Origin of the sequence: Sphaerisporangium siamense (assembly GCF_014205275.1) — a bacterium.
Taxonomy (GTDB): domain Bacteria; phylum Actinomycetota; class Actinomycetes; order Streptosporangiales; family Streptosporangiaceae; genus Sphaerisporangium; species Sphaerisporangium siamense.
The window spans coordinates 6,251,556-6,268,532 of record NZ_JACHND010000001.1 but is presented as its reverse complement, the minus strand read 5'-3'; the positions used below and the strand labels follow the sequence as shown (position 1 = coordinate 6,268,532).

Here is a 16,977-nt window from a genome sequence, read left to right as displayed (position 1 = left end):
ACATGGCCGTGGGCGGAGAAGCGCGATAAGTTCTGCGCCAGAGCGGTGATCGCCGGGGGAGGAACCGGCGGGCGCCGCGTCGGGCGGGGCACGCAGGAACCACGGAAGAACACGGCCGGGCGATACCGACCGGTATCGGAAAAGAAGGCGCGGAAACACGTGAGTACCGGATCGTCGCACGTGAATCCGCGTTTCCGGGGCCGTCGGCCGCATTCGCCCGCTCATCTCACAGCGACCTGGAAGGCACCGATGGGGAAGATGGGAATCGCTCGCGCCAGGCGGGCGTTTGGAACGGTCCTCGGCTCGCTGGCGCTGGCCGCGGGGTCCCTGGCCGCGACGGGCGCCCAGCCCGCGCACGCGTCGTCGGCGATCGTCGTCGGCTGTGGCGCGCTGTACGGATCGGGCTCCTACAGCGACCCGCTGCGCCTCGGCACCGTGCGCGGCACCTTGATCGTCACCGGCTGCGCGCCGCTGACCTCCGGCACGCCCTACAACCGCCGCTACTTCATCTTCGCCATGGGCACCCCCGGCGCCAACGCCGTCGCCGGCGCCCGGTTCCGCCTGACCGGCTCCCAGAACGCGGCGGTGCACCCGCGCCTCGCCTCCGGCGCCTGGACCGTGCGGACCTCCAGCAGCCACGGGTTCTGGACCGGTGACTCGCCCAACTTCACCGGCCGCTGGCTGCCGCTGCGCGGCCTGTCCTCCGGCACCTACCGGCTCGGCGTGGAGAAGCTGCGCAGCCCCCTGAGCTCCTACTCCACGCCCCGCTTCGACATCGTCATCAGCATGGGCTGACGCCCCGGCCGCGAGGGCCGTCCTGTGCCCGCCGTGCGGCTGGAGGGTGGGGGCACAGCACAGGCCCCGGCCGCCCAGCGGCGCCGGGCGGGTGACCGACAAGACCCCCGCGACACCCGCCCGGCGCGGAACCTCCCCCAGATCAAGCCAGATCAAGTCAGGCCAGATCAGGTCAGAGCCGGAAGGCGCTCTTGGTGCCGAGTGCCTTGTCCCGCAGGAGGGCGAGGTCGTCGTCGCTCTTGGTGCCCGACAGCACGCGGACGCCGGCGATCGAGGCGCAGGCCAGCGCGCCGTGCGGGCCCCCGTGGGCCGCACCGGACACCGCCGCGTCCGCCACGTGCGCCAGCGCGGCCGCCGCGCCCGGGTCGCCGTGCAGGCGCCGCGCCACGGTCGCCAGCACCGCGCCGACGGCCGGCGGGTGCTCGGCCGGCCGTTCGCCGGGGACGACGTCCTTGGTGACGAAATTCAGTAAGGAATTGTGGTCGTTCACGGACAGGATTCCGCTGGCCTCCAGATAGGCCAGGGAATCCTCGATTCTCTCCTTGAGTGCCGATGCGGGCAGCGGCTCACGCGCCATCAGGTCCAGGGGCGGATGCGCGAGAAAACCCCGCACGGCGAGCCCCAGCAGGGTGGCGTCCTCGATCGCGGCCATTTCGGGTCGCTCCTTCTCGTCGGTGACGCTTCCAGCGTTCCGCGCTCCGGCCTTGAATTGACGGATCCTTACAGAACTGGCCGTCACGTCACGGGCCCATTCCCGGTACGGCCCCCCATGGGCCGCTTTCCTGAGGGACAATCCCCGGGGGAGGCCAGAAATGGGAGCTCTACCCAGGCCGGCGGTGCCCGACGGTCCCGTCCGCGCCTTCTTCGACGTCCTGCACGAGCAGCACCACCGGGCGGGGTGGCCGAGCCTGCGCGCCATGGCCAGGGAGGTCGGGTGCAGCCACACCACGATCTCGGCCGCGTTCTCCGGGCCGAACCTGCCGCGCTGGGGCCTGGTCGAGCTGATCGCCGAGATGCTGGGCGGCGACGTCGCCCGCTTCCACGACCTGTGGCTGGCGGCGGGACGCACGATCGTGCCCGCCCCGCCGGACACGCCGCCCGCGGGGCCGGTGACCGCCTCCCTCGTGCCCGTGGCTCCCACCGGCGACAGGGCGGCGCGGCCACGCCAGCTCCCCGGGGACGTCTCGGCGTTCACCGGCAGGGAGGCCCAGCTCGCCGACCTGGACCGCCTGCACGCCGAGGCCGCCGCCGGCACGACCGCCGTCCCCATCCTCGCCCTGTCCGGCACCGCGGGCGTGGGCAAGACGGCGCTCGCCGTCCACTGGGCGCACCGCGTCGCCGCCGCGTTCCCCGACGGCCAGCTCTACATCAACCTGCGCGGCTACGACCGCGACAGCCCCGTGCGCGCGTCCGAGGCGCTGGAGACGTTCCTGCGCGCCCTCGGCGTCCCCGACGCGGCCGTGCCCCCGGGCCTGGACGCGCGCGCCGCGCGCTACCGCACGCTGCTGGCCGACCGGCGCGTGCTCGTCCTGCTGGACAACGCCCACTCGGCCGGCCAGGTCCGCGACCTGCTGCCCGGCACACCCCGCTGCCTGGTGCTGGTGACCAGCCGCAGCACGCTGCCCGGCCTGGTCGCCAGGGACGGCGCGATCCGCATCGACCTGGACGTCCTGTCCGCCGCCGAGGCGGTCGCGCTGCTGCGCCGGCTCGTCGGCCCCCGCCTGGACGCCGAGCCCGGCCAGGCGGCGGAGCTCGCCGCGCGGTGCGCCCGGCTGCCGCTCGCGCTGCGGATCGCCGCCGAACTGGCCGCCGCACGCCGGTCGGTGCCACTGGCCGGGCTGGTGGCCGAGCTCGGCGACGAGTCGCGCAGGCTCGACCTGCTGGCCGCGGGCGAGGACGACTACACGGCGGTGCGCGCGGTGTTCTCCTGGTCGTGCCGCCACCTGCCCGCCGACGTCCTCGCCGCCTTCCAGTCGCTCGGCGCGCACCCGGGGCGGGACATCGACGTCGACGCCGCCGCCGCCCTGTTCGGCGCCGGCCGCTCGGAGACCTACCGCCTGCTGGAGGCGCTGCTGCGCGTCCACCTGCTCGAAGAGAGCGCCCCCGGCCGGTACGGCATGCACGACCTGCTGCGCGCCTACGCCCAGGAACGGTCCACCGGGCACCCCGGCCGCGGCGCCGCGCTGGCCCGGCTCTTCGACCACTACCTGGAGACGGCCGGGCGCGCCGCCGAGGGCGCCCGGTGGGACGACGGGTGGCTCACCGCCGAGCGGCCGAACCTGCTGGCCGTCGCGGCGGCCGCCGCCGAGGTGTCGCCCCGGCACACCTGGGAGCTGTCCGGGCGCCTGGCCGAGTGGCTGGACACCCGGGCGCACTACCGCGACGGGCTCACCCTGCACGGCCTGGCGGCACGCGCGGCCCGCGCCGCGGGCGACCGCGCGGGCGAGGCCGGAGCCCTGGTCAGGCTCGGCACCGCCCACATGCGGACCGGCGCCTACCCCGAGGCCATCGACCACTACCGCCGCGCGCTCGCCGCCCACCGCGAGACCGGCGACCTGGCGGGGCAGGCCGCCGCCCTGCACGGCCTCGGCACGATGGCCTGGCGGCTCGGCGACACCGGCGAGGCGCGCGGGCACCTGGAGGCCGCCCTGGCGATCCGGCGCGGGCTCGGCGACCGGCCCGGCGAGGGCGCCTCGCTCTACAACCTCGGCACGGTGTTCCGGCAGCTCGGCGACTACCCGCGCGCGCTGGCCCACCAGCGCGGCGCCCTGGAGATCTACCGCGAGTGCGGCGACAGGATCGGCGAGAGCCGCGTGCTGAACAACCTCGGCACGACCCTGGAGCGCATGGGCGAGTACGAGCGGGCCTTCGACCACTACCGGCAGGCGCTCACCCGCAACCGTGAGATCGGCAACCAGGTGGGGGAGGCGGTGGCGCTCACGAACCTCGGCTGGTCCTCGGCGCGGCTCGGCCGGTTCGCCGAGGCCATGGCCCGCCACGAGGAGGCCCTGCCCCTCTACCGGCGCTGCGGCTACCGCGTCGGCGAGGCCGACGGGCTGCACGGCATCGGCGCGCTGCACCTGTGGGCGGGCCGAGGGGAGGAGGCCGTCCCCTGCCTGCGGCGGGCCGTCGCCCTGGCCCACGAGATCGGGGACGTGGAGGTCGAGGCGGGCGCCCTGGTCGACCTGGGCGAGGCGCTGCGCGCGCTCGGGCGGGACGAGGAGGCCGCGCACGCCTACGGATCCGCGGTCACCCTCACCGGCCGCACCGGCGACCGCCTGGAGGAGGCTCGCGCGCTGTCCGGGCTGGCGCACCTGGATCGCGCGGCGGGGCGGACGGGCGAGGCGCGGCGGTCATGGCAGGCCTGCGCGGAGATCTACGAGTCCCTCGGCGTCCCGGCCGCCGCCGAGGTCCGCGCCCTCCTCGCCTCCCTGGCCTGAGCGGCCCCTAATCGCCGGGTTCCGCGTGCTTCCGGCCAGTTGCGTACGGATCCGTCAACCCGCCGGCGCCCGCTCCCACACTCGGAGCAGCGTCTTCGGGAGGTTGGAATGTCCACCACTGTGCTCGTGACCCTGAGGTCCAACGATGAGGACGGCGCGGTCCGCGCGACCGGCGTCGAGGTGCTCGCGCGGTACCCGAACTCCATGCTCGTCCGCGGCTCCGGCGCGCAGGTGCGCGGTGTCGAACGGCTCGGCGTCGAGACCACGACGCTCGGCGAGCAGGAGGTCTTCACGAACGGCAACTCGTTCTCGTTCACCGACGCGGTGCTGGCCGACGCGTCGGCCCCGGTGGAGCCGCCGCCGGACCGCACCGCCTACTACCTGGTGCGGCTCGCCGGGCCGCCCGCCCCCGAGTGGCTGGCCGAGCTGAGGGCCCTGGGCGCGGCCGTCCACGACAGCCTGGCCGGGTTCACGCTGCTGGCCGGCATGCCCGTCGCGCGCGTGGCCGAGCTGCGGGACAAGCCGTGGGTGGACGGGGTCACCCCCTACCGTCCGGCGATGAAGGTGTCGCCCGAGGTGCGGCGCCGCGACGGCGGCACGCTCGGCGTCGCGGCGCTGGCCGCGATGGACGGGGAGGACGGGGACGGCGACCGGCGCCGCATGGTGGAGGTGTCGGTGTTCCCGGGGGAGAGCCTGCGCGAGGTGTCCGGCGCGGTCCGCGAGGCGGGCGGCAGCGTCCTGTGGTCCACCGACCGCACGCTGGTGGCCAGCGTGCGGGCCGGCGACCTGGCCGCGCTCGCGGGCGTGCGCGGCGTGCAGGCGGTCCTGCCGCACGTGTTCCCGCGCGAGCTGAACGACCGCGCGCGTACGGTGATGCGGGTGCCGCCCGACAACGTCTTCTCCGGGCACCGGCTCACCGGCGCCGACCAGATCGTCGCGGTCGCCGACTCCGGGCTCGACACCGGTGACCCGGCCACCGTGCACCCCGACGTGCGGGGGCGGGTGGCCGGTATCGTGAGCTGGCCGGCCCGCGCGGTCCTCGCGCCGTTCACGCACGACGCGCCCGGCCACGACGACGGGCCCGCCGACCGGGACTCCGGCCACGGCACCCACGTCACCGGCTCCGTGCTCGGCGACGGCCGCGCCGCCGCCTCGCTCGGCGACCCGACCGTCCCGGCCGGGGTGGCGCCGGAGGCGCGGGTGTTCTTCCAGGCGATCGGCCAGCGGCTGGCGTGGAAGAGCGCGGCCGAGCTCGGCGACCCGCCGGACGAGGAGTGGCCGCCGCCCGCGACCGGCCTGTACGGGCTGCCCGACGACCTGAGCGTGCTGTTCCGGCAGGCGTACGAGGCGGGGGCGCGCATCCACACCAACTCCTGGGGCGCCGCCACGGCCGGGGCCTACCCGGACAAGGCGCGCGTCCTCGACGACTTCATCTGGAACAACCCCGACATGCTCATCCTTTTCGCGGCGGGCAACGAGGGCGCCGACCGCGACGCCGACGGGGTCATCGACCAGACCTCGGTCGGCTCCCCGGCGACGGCGAAGAACTGCCTGGCGGTGGGCGCGGGCGAGAACGACCGTCCCGCGGGCTCGCGGCCGCGGCCGGGCCGCGACGTCACCTGGGACCGGATACGCGACAGGAACGGCGCGCTGCGCTGGCCGAGACTCGCCGCGGCCGGGCACGTCTCCGACAACGCCGACGGGATGGCCGCGTTCTCCTCGCGGGGCCCGGCCGCGGGCGGGCGGATCAAGCCCGACGTGGTGGCCCCCGGCACCAATATCCTGTCCCTGCTGTCCTCGGTGCTCCCCGCCGACGCCGAACCGCTGTGGGGCCGGGTGGCGCAGGGGGAGGCGCTGCGGCCGTTCTACTGCTGGAGCGGCGGCACCAGCATGGCGACGCCGCTCGTGGCGGGCGCGGCGGCCCTGGTGCGCCAGCACCTCGTGCACGAGCGCCGGCACGAACCGTCGGCGGCCCTGCTCAAGGCGTTCCTGGTCAACGGGGCGGTGCCGATGGCGGGCCAGTTCCCCGGCGAGGTGCCCTCCGGCCCCAACATGGTGTCGGGGTTCGGCCGGGTGGACGTCGCCCGGTCGGTCACGCCGCGGCCCGAGAACTGGACGCTGTTCGCCGACGACCCCGCCGAGGCGGTGCGCACGGGGGAGGGCAGGCTCTACCGGCTGGAGGGCGTCGACCCGGGGCTGCCGCTCGCCGTCACGCTGGTGTGGACCGACGCGCCGTCGCTGAACGGCAACGGGGGCCTGGTCAACGAGCTGTACCTGCGCGTGGCGCTGCCGGGCGGCGGCGTGGCCGCCGGGGACGTGAGCCCGTTCCCCCACCCGGTCAACAACGTCCAGCGGATCGTGGTCGGCGCCCCGGCCGAGGGCCCGTACGTCATCCAGGTGTTCGGCGCCTCGGTGACGCGCAACGCCCGCCGCGCGGCGCTCACCACCGACGCCCGCCAGGACTTCGCCCTGGTGGCCTCCAACGGCGAGACCCTGACCCGCGTCCGCTGACCGGCATGACGTCGCGCCGTGGGGGCGGGATCAGACCACGGCGTGCCCGTACGCGGCGGCGAGGGGCGTGAGGTCGGGCACGCCGAAGTCCTCGCACATCGCCTTGAAGGCGAGGGTCTTGTCCTCGCCGAAGCGGCGGACGCGGGCGGCGTAGGTCAGAGCGGACACGAACGTCGGGGGGTCGCTCTTGCTGTGGAACTTGTCCGCGTACATGACGAGCCGTTCCTCCGGCGTCTCCGCCACGTAGTCGCCGGGCGGCAACGGCAGGCCCTGCGCCCGCACGTCCTCGCGGGTGATGCCCACCCCGGTGTGGCGCGAGCAGAAGCGGCGGACCGCCTCGGGCAGCCCCTCCTCGCGCAGCAGCTCGTGCCCGAGGATCCCGTGGCGCACGTACTGCGCGTAATCGGGCCGCCCGTCCGGGCCGTACAGCCGGTACACCCCGATGTCGTGCAGCAGCGCCCCGGCCCGGACCAGCTCCGCGTCCACGTCGAGCCCGGCGTCGCCGGCGACCCGTGCGGCGATCTCCGCGACGATCAGCCCGTGCGTGAACACGGCCTCGAACGCCGCGGGCGAGGGGGCGTGCCGCTCGTGCAGCGAGCGGATCTCTTCGGCGGACGGAATCCTCATGCCCGGCAGCCTAGCGAGGGTCCGATTGACGGACCCAGGTGGCGACTTCGTACGTCTAATGTCAAAAGCCGCTTTTTTCTTTGCCGCCCGGACCCCGGGATGACCAGGAGAGAAGCCCGCCGCCGCGCGGGCGGCGCGGGCGCGAGGGGCATGGGCGCGGGGGAAGCGGGCAGTCATTCGCGGTCCCCTCGATGCGGGCGAAAACGGAGGAGGCTCATGAACGTGTCGGAGGGGACGGACCAGGACACCCCCCTCACGCCACCCTGGTGCCGAGCGGGGCGTCGATGCGATCGAACCGCATGGAGGACGTACTTATGCCGACCAACCCTGGAAAGCCGGACAAAGGACGAGACGAACAGGGTGGGCCGCACCGCCGTATCAACCGACCGATGATCGTCGCCACCGCCACCGTGCTCCTGGCGTCCGGGGGCGTGGGCGTGGCCGCGGCGGCGGCCTCGGCTCCCGAGCCGCCCGCGTCGCCGACGCCGACCGTCAGCGAGACCCCGACCGGGACGCCGACGCTCCCGACGGAGTCTCCCACGGGGATCCCGACCGACCTGCCGACGGGCACGCCCACGGCCGGTCCCACGGACCTCCCCACCCCGACCCCCACGGCGCCCTCCCCGGCGCCGAGCGTGCCACGCCCCGGCGCGTGGGCGCTCAGCGGGGCGCCGCACGGGGAGATCGTCCTCGGCACGAAGGACCCCTGCGTCTTCGTGACCGTGCTCACCCAGACCGGCGAGGCCACCGCCGTGGCGGAGGACTCGATCACCGTCCGCAGCCGCGACGGCTTCGAGAAGGTCTACATCGTGGACGACACCACCAAGGTCTTCGCCGGTGGCCGTGACCGCGAGGTCAGGCAGGGCGACTGGCTGTCGGTGACCTCCGCGACCGGTGTCGAGACGCCGACCGCGGCCTACGTCTACGACCTGTCCCGGCCCGTCAGGAACCTCTGGCGGGACAACGACCGGTGGTACCCGCCCCAGTGGCAGTGGAGGCACGGCAGGCCCTCGAAGTGGCGCACGCCCAAGCCGTGCCCCACCCCGCCCGTCCCCACCCCCACCTCGTCGCCGAGCGTCCCGCCCGGGACCCCCACGGCGACGCCGACCGGCTCGCCGACCGACCTCCCGACGGACCTGCCCACGCCGACGGGTTCGCCGACCGGGTCGCCGACGGACGTGCCGACCACCCCCGCGCCGACTCCGACGCCCTGACCGGACACCGGCGCCCCTGAGCAGCACGCGGGCGGCCGCGGCGGGCACCCTCCACCGCGGCCGCCCCGTCCCTCGGGGTCCGTCAGGACCCCGCCCCGCGCCGGTCGCGCGGGATGCTCCAGTACCCGAGCGCGCACACCTGGTCGCGCGGCACGCCCCGCTCGCGGGTCAGATGCCGGCGCAGGCTCTGGATCATCAGCGACTCGCCGCCCGCCCAGACCTGGCCCCGCCCCGGCGGCAGGTCCAGGCCGCGCACGACGTCCTCGATCGCCCGCCCCACGCCCGGCGCGCGCTCGCCCCGGTACACCCAGTGCACCTCCGGATGGGCCACGTCCAGCGCCGCGCGCTCGGCGGCGTCGCGCACCTCGACCACCGCGATGTGGCGCCCTCCCGGCGGAAGCGTCTCGGTGACGGCGGCGATCGAGGGCAGCGCGGTCTCGTCCCCGGCCAGCAGCGTCCAGGAGGCGAAGGGGTCGGCGGCCCAGTGCACGCGGGTGCCGGCGTAGCCGACGCGGTCGCCCGGCGCCGCGTGCCGCGCCCACCGCGAGGCGAGTGCCTCCTCCCCGTGGTCGAAGAAGTCGATCGTCACGAGCCCGGCCCGCGGGTCGTGGCGGCGCACGGTGTAGTTGACCGCGTGCTGCGGCCCGGTGCCCGGCGGGAAGCGCCAGCGCCCGCGCTCGGGCAGGACGACGTCGGCGCCCGGGGCCGGCCACACCAGCGTGATGATCTCGCCGGGCTCCTCGACGGGCAGCGGGTCGCCGTCCACGCGCAGCACCATCCGCCGCATCAGCGGGGACAGCCGCGTGGCGGAGACGACCTCCAGCATGCCGGTGGCCAGCGGGAACGCGCGCACCGGCGACCTCGGCCGCGACGCGGCGCCGGTCGCGGCCTCCTCCGCGCGGGGGCGGCGCGCCGTCAGCCGCACGGTGCGCGCGTCCAGCGCCCCGGCGGCGGCGAGCGCCTCGACCACGGCGCCGGCGAACCGGGCGCCGTCCGCGCCGAGCGCGCGCACCTGCGCGGCGACCGCCGCCCGGCACGCCTCCTCGTGGCCGGGCCCGTCGGTGACCCGCACGCCCTCGGCGAGCAGGACCTCCAGCCCCTCGGCCGCGAGGACGGCGCGCACCTCGTCCAGCGGGTGGGCGTGCGGCGCGAACGGGACCGCGGCGAGCCGGTCGCGCCACACGGGCCCGGCGGCGAGCGACCGCACGACGTCGCGCAGCACGAACCCCTCCGCGCGCGGCTGGGCGAAGCTCCACTGCAGGACCAGCAGCCCGCCCGGCCGCACCGCCCGCGCCATCGACCGCACGGCGGCGCCCGCGTCGGCCACGGTGTGCAGCGCCCAGGAGGAGTGGACGACGTCGTAGGCGCCCTCGTCCAGCGGCGCGCCCGGTTCGCGGACCTCGGCCGTGACGGCGAGGCCCGCGCACCGCGCCCGGGTCGCCGCGACCCACGCCGGGGAGGCGTCGCGCGCGGTGACGGTGAACTCGTCCTCGGCCATCGCCGCCGCCACCTCGCCAGGGCCGCAGCCGACGTCGGCGAACGTTCCGCCGCTGTAGCGCTGGGCGCCCGCCTGCGCGAGGGCCTCCAAGGCGGTGTCGATCTCGGCCTCGGCGTAGGCGTCGGGCAGGCCGGGCGCCGGGGCGCTGAGCAGGTCGGTCACGAGCGGGCCTTTCGGGGATGACGTGCGGCGCGGCGCCGCCCGGGGAGGGGGCGTCAGCGGGGCGGGGACAGGACGGCGGCCGTGGCGCGGTGCGTCAGCAGCGAGTCACGGATCTCGCCCGCGCGGATCGCCGTCGTCGACAGCAGCGTGGAGGAGATGCCGTGCGTGTGCTCGGTGCCGCCCTGCAGGTAGACGCCCGCGGTGACCGGGGGAGCGACCGCCACGCGGTGGTCGCGCCCGACCCGCACGCCGTCCTCCTCGTCGCGCAGGCACAGCTTGGCGGCCTCGCCGAGCAGCGCGGAGATGTCGCGGGAGCGGTAGCCGGTGGCGTGGACGAGTATGTCGGCGGCCAGCACCTCGCGCTCGCCGGTGGGCAGGTACTCCACGGTGACCTCCAGGCCCTCGCCGGTCTCCCGCACGTCGCGGATGCGCGAGACGTTGAGCATGCGCAGCCGTTCGCGGCCCTGCACCTTCTCCCGGTAGCTGGTGGCGTACAGCGCCTCGATCAGCTCCATGTCGACCACCGAGTAGTTGGTGCCGCGGTGGTAGTCGAACAGCGACCGCTTCACGTGGGGCGGGGAGTTGAAGTAGACGTCCACCGCCTCGGGGTCGAAGATACGGTTGGCGAACGGGCTGTCGTCGGCCGGGGTGAAGCCGTACTTGGCGAACACCGCGCACACCTCGGCGTCGCCGAACGAGCGATGCAGGTATTCGACGGCCTCGGCCGCGCTCTGCCCGGCGCCGAGCACCAGCGCGCGCCGCACCGGGGAGCCGCCCGCGACCAGGGCGGCCACGCGGGGGACGAGCTCGCTGTTGTGGAAGACGCGGTCGGACAGCACGGTGTCCGGCGGCAGGTGCGGCTCCATGCCGACGGCCAGGCAGACGTTGCGGGCGCGGCGCACGACCGTGCGGCCGTCGGCGCCGCGGCCGACCACGTCGAACCAGGCGATCTCGCCGCCGGGGGAGGTGACCGGCTCGACGGCGAGCACCTCCGAGGAGTAGTCCACCAGGTGGTCCACCCGGGCGGCGGCCCATTCCAGGTAGTCGTGGAACTCGGCCCGCAGCGGGAACAGGGTCTTCTGGTTGAGGAAGTCGACGAGCCTGCCGCGTTCGCGCAGGTAGCACAGGAAGCTGTAGTCACTGCACGGGTCGCGCAGGGTGACCAGGTCCTTCAGGAACGAGACCTGCATCGTCGCGTCGTCGATCAGCATGCCGCGGTGCCATCCGAAGCTCGGCTGCCTCTCCAGGAACCCCGCCCGCAGGCGGTCCGCCGCGCCGGCCTTCGCGTTGTGCTCGTCGAGTGCTATGGCCAGTGCCAGATTGGACGGCCCGAATCCCACTCCGAGGATGTCGTAGACGACGTCCGGCCCGCTGGGCAGTGCGTTCACCGCGGCATCTCCTCCTTTTTCGCCATGGACATGCTAGATAAGGTTAGCCTTACCTTGCAATCATGAGGTTAGGCTAACCTTCTTTGTCTTCGTGGTTTCGAGAGGGGAACCATTTATGCGGGTCGTCATGTTCGGGTACCAGACCTGGGGCCATCGCACGCTGCAGGCCCTGATCGAGTCCGGTCACGAGGTGACCCTCGTCGTCACCCACCCCAAGAGCGACCACGCCTACGAGAAGATCTGGGACGACTCCGTCGCCGAGCTGGCCGCCAAGCACGACGTGCCCGTCCTGCTGCGCCGCCGCCCCGGCGACGCCGAGCTGCTCCAGGCCGTGAAGGACGCCGCCCCCGACATCATCGTCGCCAACAACTGGCGCACCTGGCTCCCGCCGGAGATCTTCGACCTGCCGCCGCACGGCACGCTCAACGTCCACGACTCGCTGCTGCCGGCGTACGCGGGCTTCTCCCCCATCATCTGGGCCCTCATCAACGGAGAGCAGGAGGTCGGCGTCACCGCGCACCGCATGGACGCCGGCCTGGACGCCGGCGACATCGTCCTCCAGCGCGCCGTGACCGTCCGGCCGGACGACACCGCGACCGACCTGTTCCACCGCACCGTCGACCTCATCGGCCCGGTCGTGCGCGAGTCGCTCGACCTCATCGCCTCCGGCCGGGCCCGCTGGACGCCGCAGGACCGCGCCCGGGCGAGCTTCTTCCACAAGCGTTCCATCGAGGACGGCCGCATCGACTGGACCTGGCCCGCCGAACGGCTGGAACGCCTCGTCCGCGCCCAGTCCGACCCCTACCCCAACGCGTACACCTACCACGACGGCCGCAGGATCCGCATCGTCTCCGCCGCCGTCTCGGAGGCCAGGTACGGCGGAACCCCCGGCCGGGTGTTCATCCGCGAGGGCGACGGCGTGGTGATCGTCGCCGGCGCCGACGCCCACACCGGCCGCCTCCCCGGCCTGCTCGTCCGGCGCGTGCGCACCGACGACGGCGCCGAGCACTCCGCGACCGACTACTTCACCACCATGGGCGGCTACCTCACCGCCCACCCCTGACACGGCCCGCGCGGCGGCGGTCGTCTTCAGGGCCGCCGCCGCGCCGGGTCAGGGTCGTCGCCGGGTCAGCTTCAGAGCCCGGGGAGGCTCGGGGAGCGGGGCCGGGAGGACGAGCGGTCCCGAGCCCGGGGTGAGGGCGCCGAGGATGCGCGGGCCGCGTGCTCCGGTGCCGGCGGGCACGGTTGCCGGCAGGCCGTGGGCGGTGTGCCAGCCGATGAGGGCGAAGGCGATGGCCTCCTTGGCGTCGGCCGGCGCGCCGTAGTCGTCGGAGAAGGTGACGGTCACCCCCGGGCACGCGCGGCGCAGGCCGTCCATCAGCACGGGGTTGTGGCATCCGCCGCCGGAGACGACGAGCAGGTCGGCGCCGGACTCCGTCACCTCGCGGGCGACGGTGCGCACGGTGAGCTCGGTGAGGGTGGCGACGAGGCCGGCGTCGTCCGGCCGCACGCCCGCCCTCGCCATCGCGTCCTCGACGTAGGCCCCGTGGAAGAGTTCTTTGCCGGTGCTCCTGGGGGCGGGCAACCGGTAGAACGGGTCGTCGAGCAGCACCGCGAGAAGGCGTTCGTCGACCGTCCCGGAGGCGGCGATGCGCCCGTCCCGGTCGAACCCGTCAGCGTTCAGCCCTCGGTCCGCCACGACGGCGTCGATGAGCGCGTTGCCCGGTCCGATGTCGTAGGCGAGCGGCTCGTCCGGGCCGCGCACCACCGTCATGTTCGCGATCCCTCCCACGTTGAGCACGGCGGCGGTCCCCGGGTGCCCGGCGAGCAGCAGGACGTCGAGCAGGCACACCAGCGGGGCGCCGTGCCCGCCGGCCGTGATGTCGCGCACGCGCACATCCGACAGCACAGGCGTCCCCGTGCGCTCGGCGATCCAGGCGGGGGCGCCGATCTGCAGCGTCCCCCGGGCACGCGGACCGTCGACCCAGTGGAAGACGGTCTGACCGTGCGAGACGATCAGGTCCACCGGCCCGGCCCGCTCGATCGCCGTCCCGGCGGCCTCGGCGAAGCTCTGGCCGATGAGCGTGTCCAGCTCGCACACCTCGGCGAACGTCACCGCCGCGGGCGGAAGCGCCCTGACCAGGCGCGCGCGCAACCCGGACGGGTAGGGGGTGACCGCCGTGTACTCGACCGCCCCGGCCAGCGTGCCCCCGGCGTAGGCCGGGTCGAAGCCGACCACGCCCACGTCGATGCCGTCGTGGGAGGTGCCGGAAATCATGCCGAGAATTCTCATGACCGCTCTCCGCGTACGCCCACAGGCAGCCTACCGCCGCTCCCGTTCCCGACCGGGACAGCCGTCACCTGGGAGAACGGGGAAGAGCGAGACCCGGCGCCGCGCCGGTCGGGCTAGGCGTCGTGGTGGCGGCCCTTCGGGATCACCAGGGGGGTGGCGCTGATCGGGTCCATGGTGACCTGGCAGCGGAGGCCGAAGATGTCCTCGACCGTGGCGGCGGTGACGACGTCGGCGGGGGCGCCCTCGGTGACGATCTTGCCGGACTTCATGGCGATCATGTGGTCGGCGTACCGGCAGGCCTGGTTGAGGTCGTGCAGCACCATGACGATGGTCCGGCCCTCGCGACGGTTCAGGTCGGTGATGAGGTCCAGCACGTCGATCTGGTGCGCCAGGTCCAGGTACGTCGTCGGCTCGTCGAGCAGCAGCACCTGCGTGCCCTGCGCGACCGCCATGGCGATCCAGGCGCGCTGCCGCTGCCCCCCGGACAGCTCGTCCACCGGGCGGTGGGCCAGGGCGGTCAGCCCGGTGGCGGCGAGCGCGCCGTGCACGGCCTGCTCGTCGGCCGCCGACCACTGCCGCCACCACGTCTGGTACGGCGACCGGCCCCGGCCGACCAGGTCGATGACGGTCAGCCCCTCGGGCGCGACCGGCGTCTGCGGCAGGATGCCGAGACGCTGGGCCAGCTCGCGGGTCGGGATCGAGCGCAACGCCCGGCCGTCCAGCCGCACCGCGCCCTCCAAAGGCGCCAGCAGCCGGGCCAGCGCCCGCAACAGCGTCGACTTGCCGCACGCGTTGGCGCCCACGATGGCCGTGATGCGCCCCGGCGGGACCACCACGTCCAGGCCGTCGACCACCGTACGGTCGCCGTACGCCAGGCGCAGGCCGCTCGCCCGCAGGTCCGGATCCATGATTCAGCCTCCTGACCCCGCGCGGTTGACGCGGATGAGCAGCCAGAGCAGGACGGGCGCCCCGAGGACGCCGGTGACGACGCCGACGGGGAGCTCGGTGCCGGGGATGATCGTGCGGGCGGCGAGGTCGCCGCCGAGCACCACCAGGGCCCCGGTCAGCGCGGAGGCGACCGGGGGAGGGTGGGCGGCCCCGGCCAGCCGCTGGGCGATCTGCGGCGCGGCCAGCGCCACGAACGCGATCGGCCCCGCCGCCGCGGTCGCGAACGCCACCAGCCCCACGCCGGTCAGCATCAGGCCGAGCCGCACGGCCTGGACGCGGGTGCCGAGCGCGGCGGCCACGTCGTCGCCGAGCTGCAGGGTGCGCAGCAGGCGGCCGAGGACCAGTGTCGCGGGCACCAGCACGGCGACGGCGACGGCGAGCGGGATCGCGTCCTCGAACGAGCGGCCGTTGAGGTTGCCCACCAGCCAGCCGAGCGCCGCCTGCGCCTGGAACCGTCCGCCCCGCGCCACCAGGAAGTCGGTGGCGCTGGTGCAGATCCACGACAGGCCGATGCCGACGAGGATGATGCGGTAGCCGGTCGTGCCGCGCCGCCAGGCCAGCAGGTAGACCAGCAGCGCGGTGGCGAGCGCGCCGGTCAGGCCGAGCGCCTGCACGCCGATGCCGGCGTCCCAGCCGAGCACGATCCCCGCGACCACGGCCGTCCCCGCGCCCTCGGTGAGGCCGATCATGTCGGGGGAGGCCAGCGGGTTGCGGGTCATCGTCTGGAACAGGGCGCCGGACACGGCGAAGGCGACGCCCGCGAGCAGCCCGACCAGGGCGCGCGGCAGCCGCAGCTCCCTGACGACCAGCAGCGTCCCCGGGTCGCCCTGGCCTGCCAGGGCCTTCATCACGGCGGTGAGCCCGATGGGGACGTCGCCCATCGAGACGCCCCAGCAGAACACCAGGAACGTCGCGGCCAGCAGCGCCGCGCACACCGCGACCAGGCGGGGCCGCAGGACGCCGGAGACGGGCGGGACGGCGAGGCGGAAGTGCCGGCGCGCGGGGACGGCGGCGGTGTCGCCGGCCCGGGTCTCGCCGGAGGTGCGGACCACGGCTCACACCTCCGCGAGCTTGCGACGGCGGACCATGGCGATGAAGAACGGCCCGCCGAGGAACGCGATGAGCACCCCGGCCTGGATCTCGACCGGCCGCGCGACCATGCGCCCGGCGATGTCCGCGGCCAGCAGCAGGCAGGGCGCGAGCACCGCCGACAGCGGAAGCAGCCAGCGGTGGTCCGGCCCTATCCCGGCACGTTGCGCGAGCGCGCGGGCGGCGTGCGGGATGACCAGGCCGAGGAAGACCACCGGGCCGATGACCGACACCGTGGCGCCGGTCAGCAGCGTGACCGCGGCCACGCCCTGCAGGCGGACGAGCCCGAGGCGCCGGCCCAGCGAGGCGGCCACGTCGTCCCCGAGCGCGAGGCTGTTCAGGGCGGGCGCGCACGCCATGGCCAGCAGCGCCCCCGCGACCACGAACGGCAGCACCCGCAGCACGGTCTCGCTTCCCTGGTCGGCGAGCGACCCCGCCGACCAGAAGCGGTAGCGGTTCAGCGCGTCGGGGGCGGTCAGGACGATGGCGCTGGTCAGCGAGGTGAGCAGCGACGTCATCGCGATGCCCGCGAGCGCGAGCTTGACCGGTGTCAGCCCCGAGCGTCCCATTCTGCCGAGCAGGAACACCAGGACGCCCGCGGCGAAGGCGCCGGCGAAGGCGAACCAGATGTACCCGAGCAGCGATCCGAGGCCGAGCACGGCGACGGAGAACACAATGGCGAACGCGGCGCCGGCGCTGACGCCGAGCACGCCGGGGTCGGCGAGCGGGTTGCGGGTGAGGGCCTGCATGAGCGCGCCCGCCAGGCCGAGCGCCGCGCCGGCGGTCACCCCGAGCGCCGTGCGCGGCACGCGGACCGTCCAGACGACGTTGTCGACGAGACGGCTGTCGGGATGGCCGGCGAGCGCGCGCAGCACCTGGTCCAGGGGGATCCCTCGTGCGCCGAGCGCGATGGAGAGCAGGCACAGGACGAGCAGGACGGCACCGAGCAGCACCAGGAGGAACGCGGGCCGTAGCCCTTGGGCGCGGGTCACCGCGATGTCTCCACTGTGAC

13 protein-coding genes are annotated in these 16,977 nt (G+C 74.8%); 5 read left to right on the top strand and 8 right to left on the bottom strand.

What is annotated here, in order from left to right:
* Positions 1 to 258: 258 nt before the first annotated feature.
* Positions 259 to 795 (top strand): hypothetical protein, encoded by a 537-nt coding sequence (locus BJ982_RS28700; RefSeq protein WP_184885161.1) that lies wholly within the window; start codon positions 259 to 261, stop codon positions 793 to 795.
* A gap of 172 nt (positions 796 to 967) precedes the next feature.
* Here BJ982_RS28700 and BJ982_RS28695 read toward each other — a convergent pair whose 3' ends face one another.
* A complete protein-coding gene (locus BJ982_RS28695) occupies positions 968 to 1,447 on the bottom strand; it encodes a hypothetical protein (protein WP_184885159.1) in 480 nt (159 codons plus the stop codon).
* 160 nt (positions 1,448 to 1,607) lie between these two features.
* Between BJ982_RS28695 and BJ982_RS28690 the strand changes: the two genes are divergently transcribed.
* Positions 1,608 to 4,235, top strand: coding sequence for an ATP-binding protein (locus tag BJ982_RS28690; RefSeq protein ID WP_184885157.1), 2,628 nt, complete (start codon positions 1,608 to 1,610; stop codon positions 4,233 to 4,235).
* A gap of 108 nt (positions 4,236 to 4,343) precedes the next feature.
* On the top strand, positions 4,344 to 6,746 hold the full coding sequence (locus BJ982_RS28685) for a S8 family serine peptidase (RefSeq protein WP_184885155.1): 2,403 nt from the start codon (positions 4,344 to 4,346) through the stop codon (positions 6,744 to 6,746).
* A gap of 30 nt (positions 6,747 to 6,776) precedes the next feature.
* Here the strand turns inward: BJ982_RS28685 and BJ982_RS28680 are convergent, their stop codons facing one another.
* The gene (locus tag BJ982_RS28680) at positions 6,777 to 7,373 is read right to left on the bottom strand and encodes an HD domain-containing protein (RefSeq protein WP_184885153.1); all 597 of its coding nucleotides are present in this window, start codon (positions 7,371 to 7,373) and stop codon (positions 6,777 to 6,779) included.
* 389 nt (positions 7,374 to 7,762) lie between these two features.
* Between BJ982_RS28680 and BJ982_RS40645 the strand changes: the two genes are divergently transcribed.
* The gene (locus BJ982_RS40645; RefSeq protein WP_184885152.1) at positions 7,763 to 8,587 is read left to right on the top strand and encodes a hypothetical protein; all 825 of its coding nucleotides are present in this window, start codon (positions 7,763 to 7,765) and stop codon (positions 8,585 to 8,587) included.
* A gap of 82 nt (positions 8,588 to 8,669) precedes the next feature.
* On the opposite strand, the gene BJ982_RS28670 is transcribed toward BJ982_RS40645, so the two are convergent.
* Both BJ982_RS28670 and BJ982_RS28665 read right to left on the bottom strand, forming a co-directional pair.
* Entirely contained in the window at positions 8,670 to 10,247 is a 1,578-nt protein-coding gene (locus BJ982_RS28670) for an SIP domain-containing protein (RefSeq protein WP_184885151.1), read from the bottom strand.
* A 53-nt stretch (positions 10,248 to 10,300) separates the two neighbouring features.
* Entirely contained in the window at positions 10,301 to 11,635 is a 1,335-nt protein-coding gene (locus BJ982_RS28665; protein WP_184885150.1) for a lysine N(6)-hydroxylase/L-ornithine N(5)-oxygenase family protein, read from the bottom strand.
* Between the two features lie 115 nt (positions 11,636 to 11,750).
* Between BJ982_RS28665 and BJ982_RS28660 the strand changes: the two genes are divergently transcribed.
* Positions 11,751 to 12,698, top strand: coding sequence for a methionyl-tRNA formyltransferase (locus tag BJ982_RS28660; RefSeq protein ID WP_184885149.1), 948 nt, complete (start codon positions 11,751 to 11,753; stop codon positions 12,696 to 12,698).
* Positions 12,699 to 12,746: 48 nt separating this feature from the next.
* On the opposite strand, the gene BJ982_RS28655 is transcribed toward BJ982_RS28660, so the two are convergent.
* The 4 genes from BJ982_RS28655 to BJ982_RS28640 form a co-directional block, all read right to left on the bottom strand.
* On the bottom strand, positions 12,747 to 13,928 hold the full coding sequence (locus tag BJ982_RS28655; protein WP_184885148.1) for an anhydro-N-acetylmuramic acid kinase: 1,182 nt from the start codon (positions 13,926 to 13,928) through the stop codon (positions 12,747 to 12,749).
* 113 nt (positions 13,929 to 14,041) lie between these two features.
* Complete coding sequence (locus tag BJ982_RS28650; RefSeq protein ID WP_184885146.1) at positions 14,042 to 14,836, bottom strand: ABC transporter ATP-binding protein; 795 nt, start codon at positions 14,834 to 14,836, stop codon at positions 14,042 to 14,044.
* A 3-nt stretch (positions 14,837 to 14,839) separates the two neighbouring features.
* Entirely contained in the window at positions 14,840 to 15,928 is a 1,089-nt protein-coding gene (locus BJ982_RS28645) for a FecCD family ABC transporter permease (protein WP_184885145.1), read from the bottom strand.
* A gap of 3 nt (positions 15,929 to 15,931) precedes the next feature.
* Complete coding sequence (locus tag BJ982_RS28640; RefSeq protein ID WP_184885144.1) at positions 15,932 to 16,957, bottom strand: FecCD family ABC transporter permease; 1,026 nt, start codon at positions 16,955 to 16,957, stop codon at positions 15,932 to 15,934.
* Positions 16,958 to 16,977 lie beyond the last annotated feature (20 nt).

Bases quoted from the DNA above. Each gene is read 5' to 3' on its own strand.
- BJ982_RS28700 (WP_184885161.1), top strand. From the start codon at position 259: ATGGGAATCGCTCGCGCCAGGCGGGCGTTTGGAACGGTCCTCGGCTCG.
- BJ982_RS28695 (WP_184885159.1), bottom strand. From the start codon at position 1,447: ATGGCCGCGATCGAGGACGCCACCCTGCTGGGGCTCGCCGTGCGGGGT.
- BJ982_RS28690 (WP_184885157.1), top strand. From the start codon at position 1,608: ATGGGAGCTCTACCCAGGCCGGCGGTGCCCGACGGTCCCGTCCGCGCC.
- BJ982_RS28685 (WP_184885155.1), top strand. From the start codon at position 4,344: ATGTCCACCACTGTGCTCGTGACCCTGAGGTCCAACGATGAGGACGGC.
- BJ982_RS28680 (WP_184885153.1), bottom strand. From the start codon at position 7,373: ATGAGGATTCCGTCCGCCGAAGAGATCCGCTCGCTGCACGAGCGGCAC.
- BJ982_RS40645 (WP_184885152.1), top strand. From the start codon at position 7,763: ATGATCGTCGCCACCGCCACCGTGCTCCTGGCGTCCGGGGGCGTGGGC.
- BJ982_RS28660 (WP_184885149.1), top strand. From the start codon at position 11,751: ATGCGGGTCGTCATGTTCGGGTACCAGACCTGGGGCCATCGCACGCTG.
- BJ982_RS28655 (WP_184885148.1), bottom strand. From the start codon at position 13,928: ATGAGAATTCTCGGCATGATTTCCGGCACCTCCCACGACGGCATCGAC.
- BJ982_RS28650 (WP_184885146.1), bottom strand. From the start codon at position 14,836: ATGGATCCGGACCTGCGGGCGAGCGGCCTGCGCCTGGCGTACGGCGAC.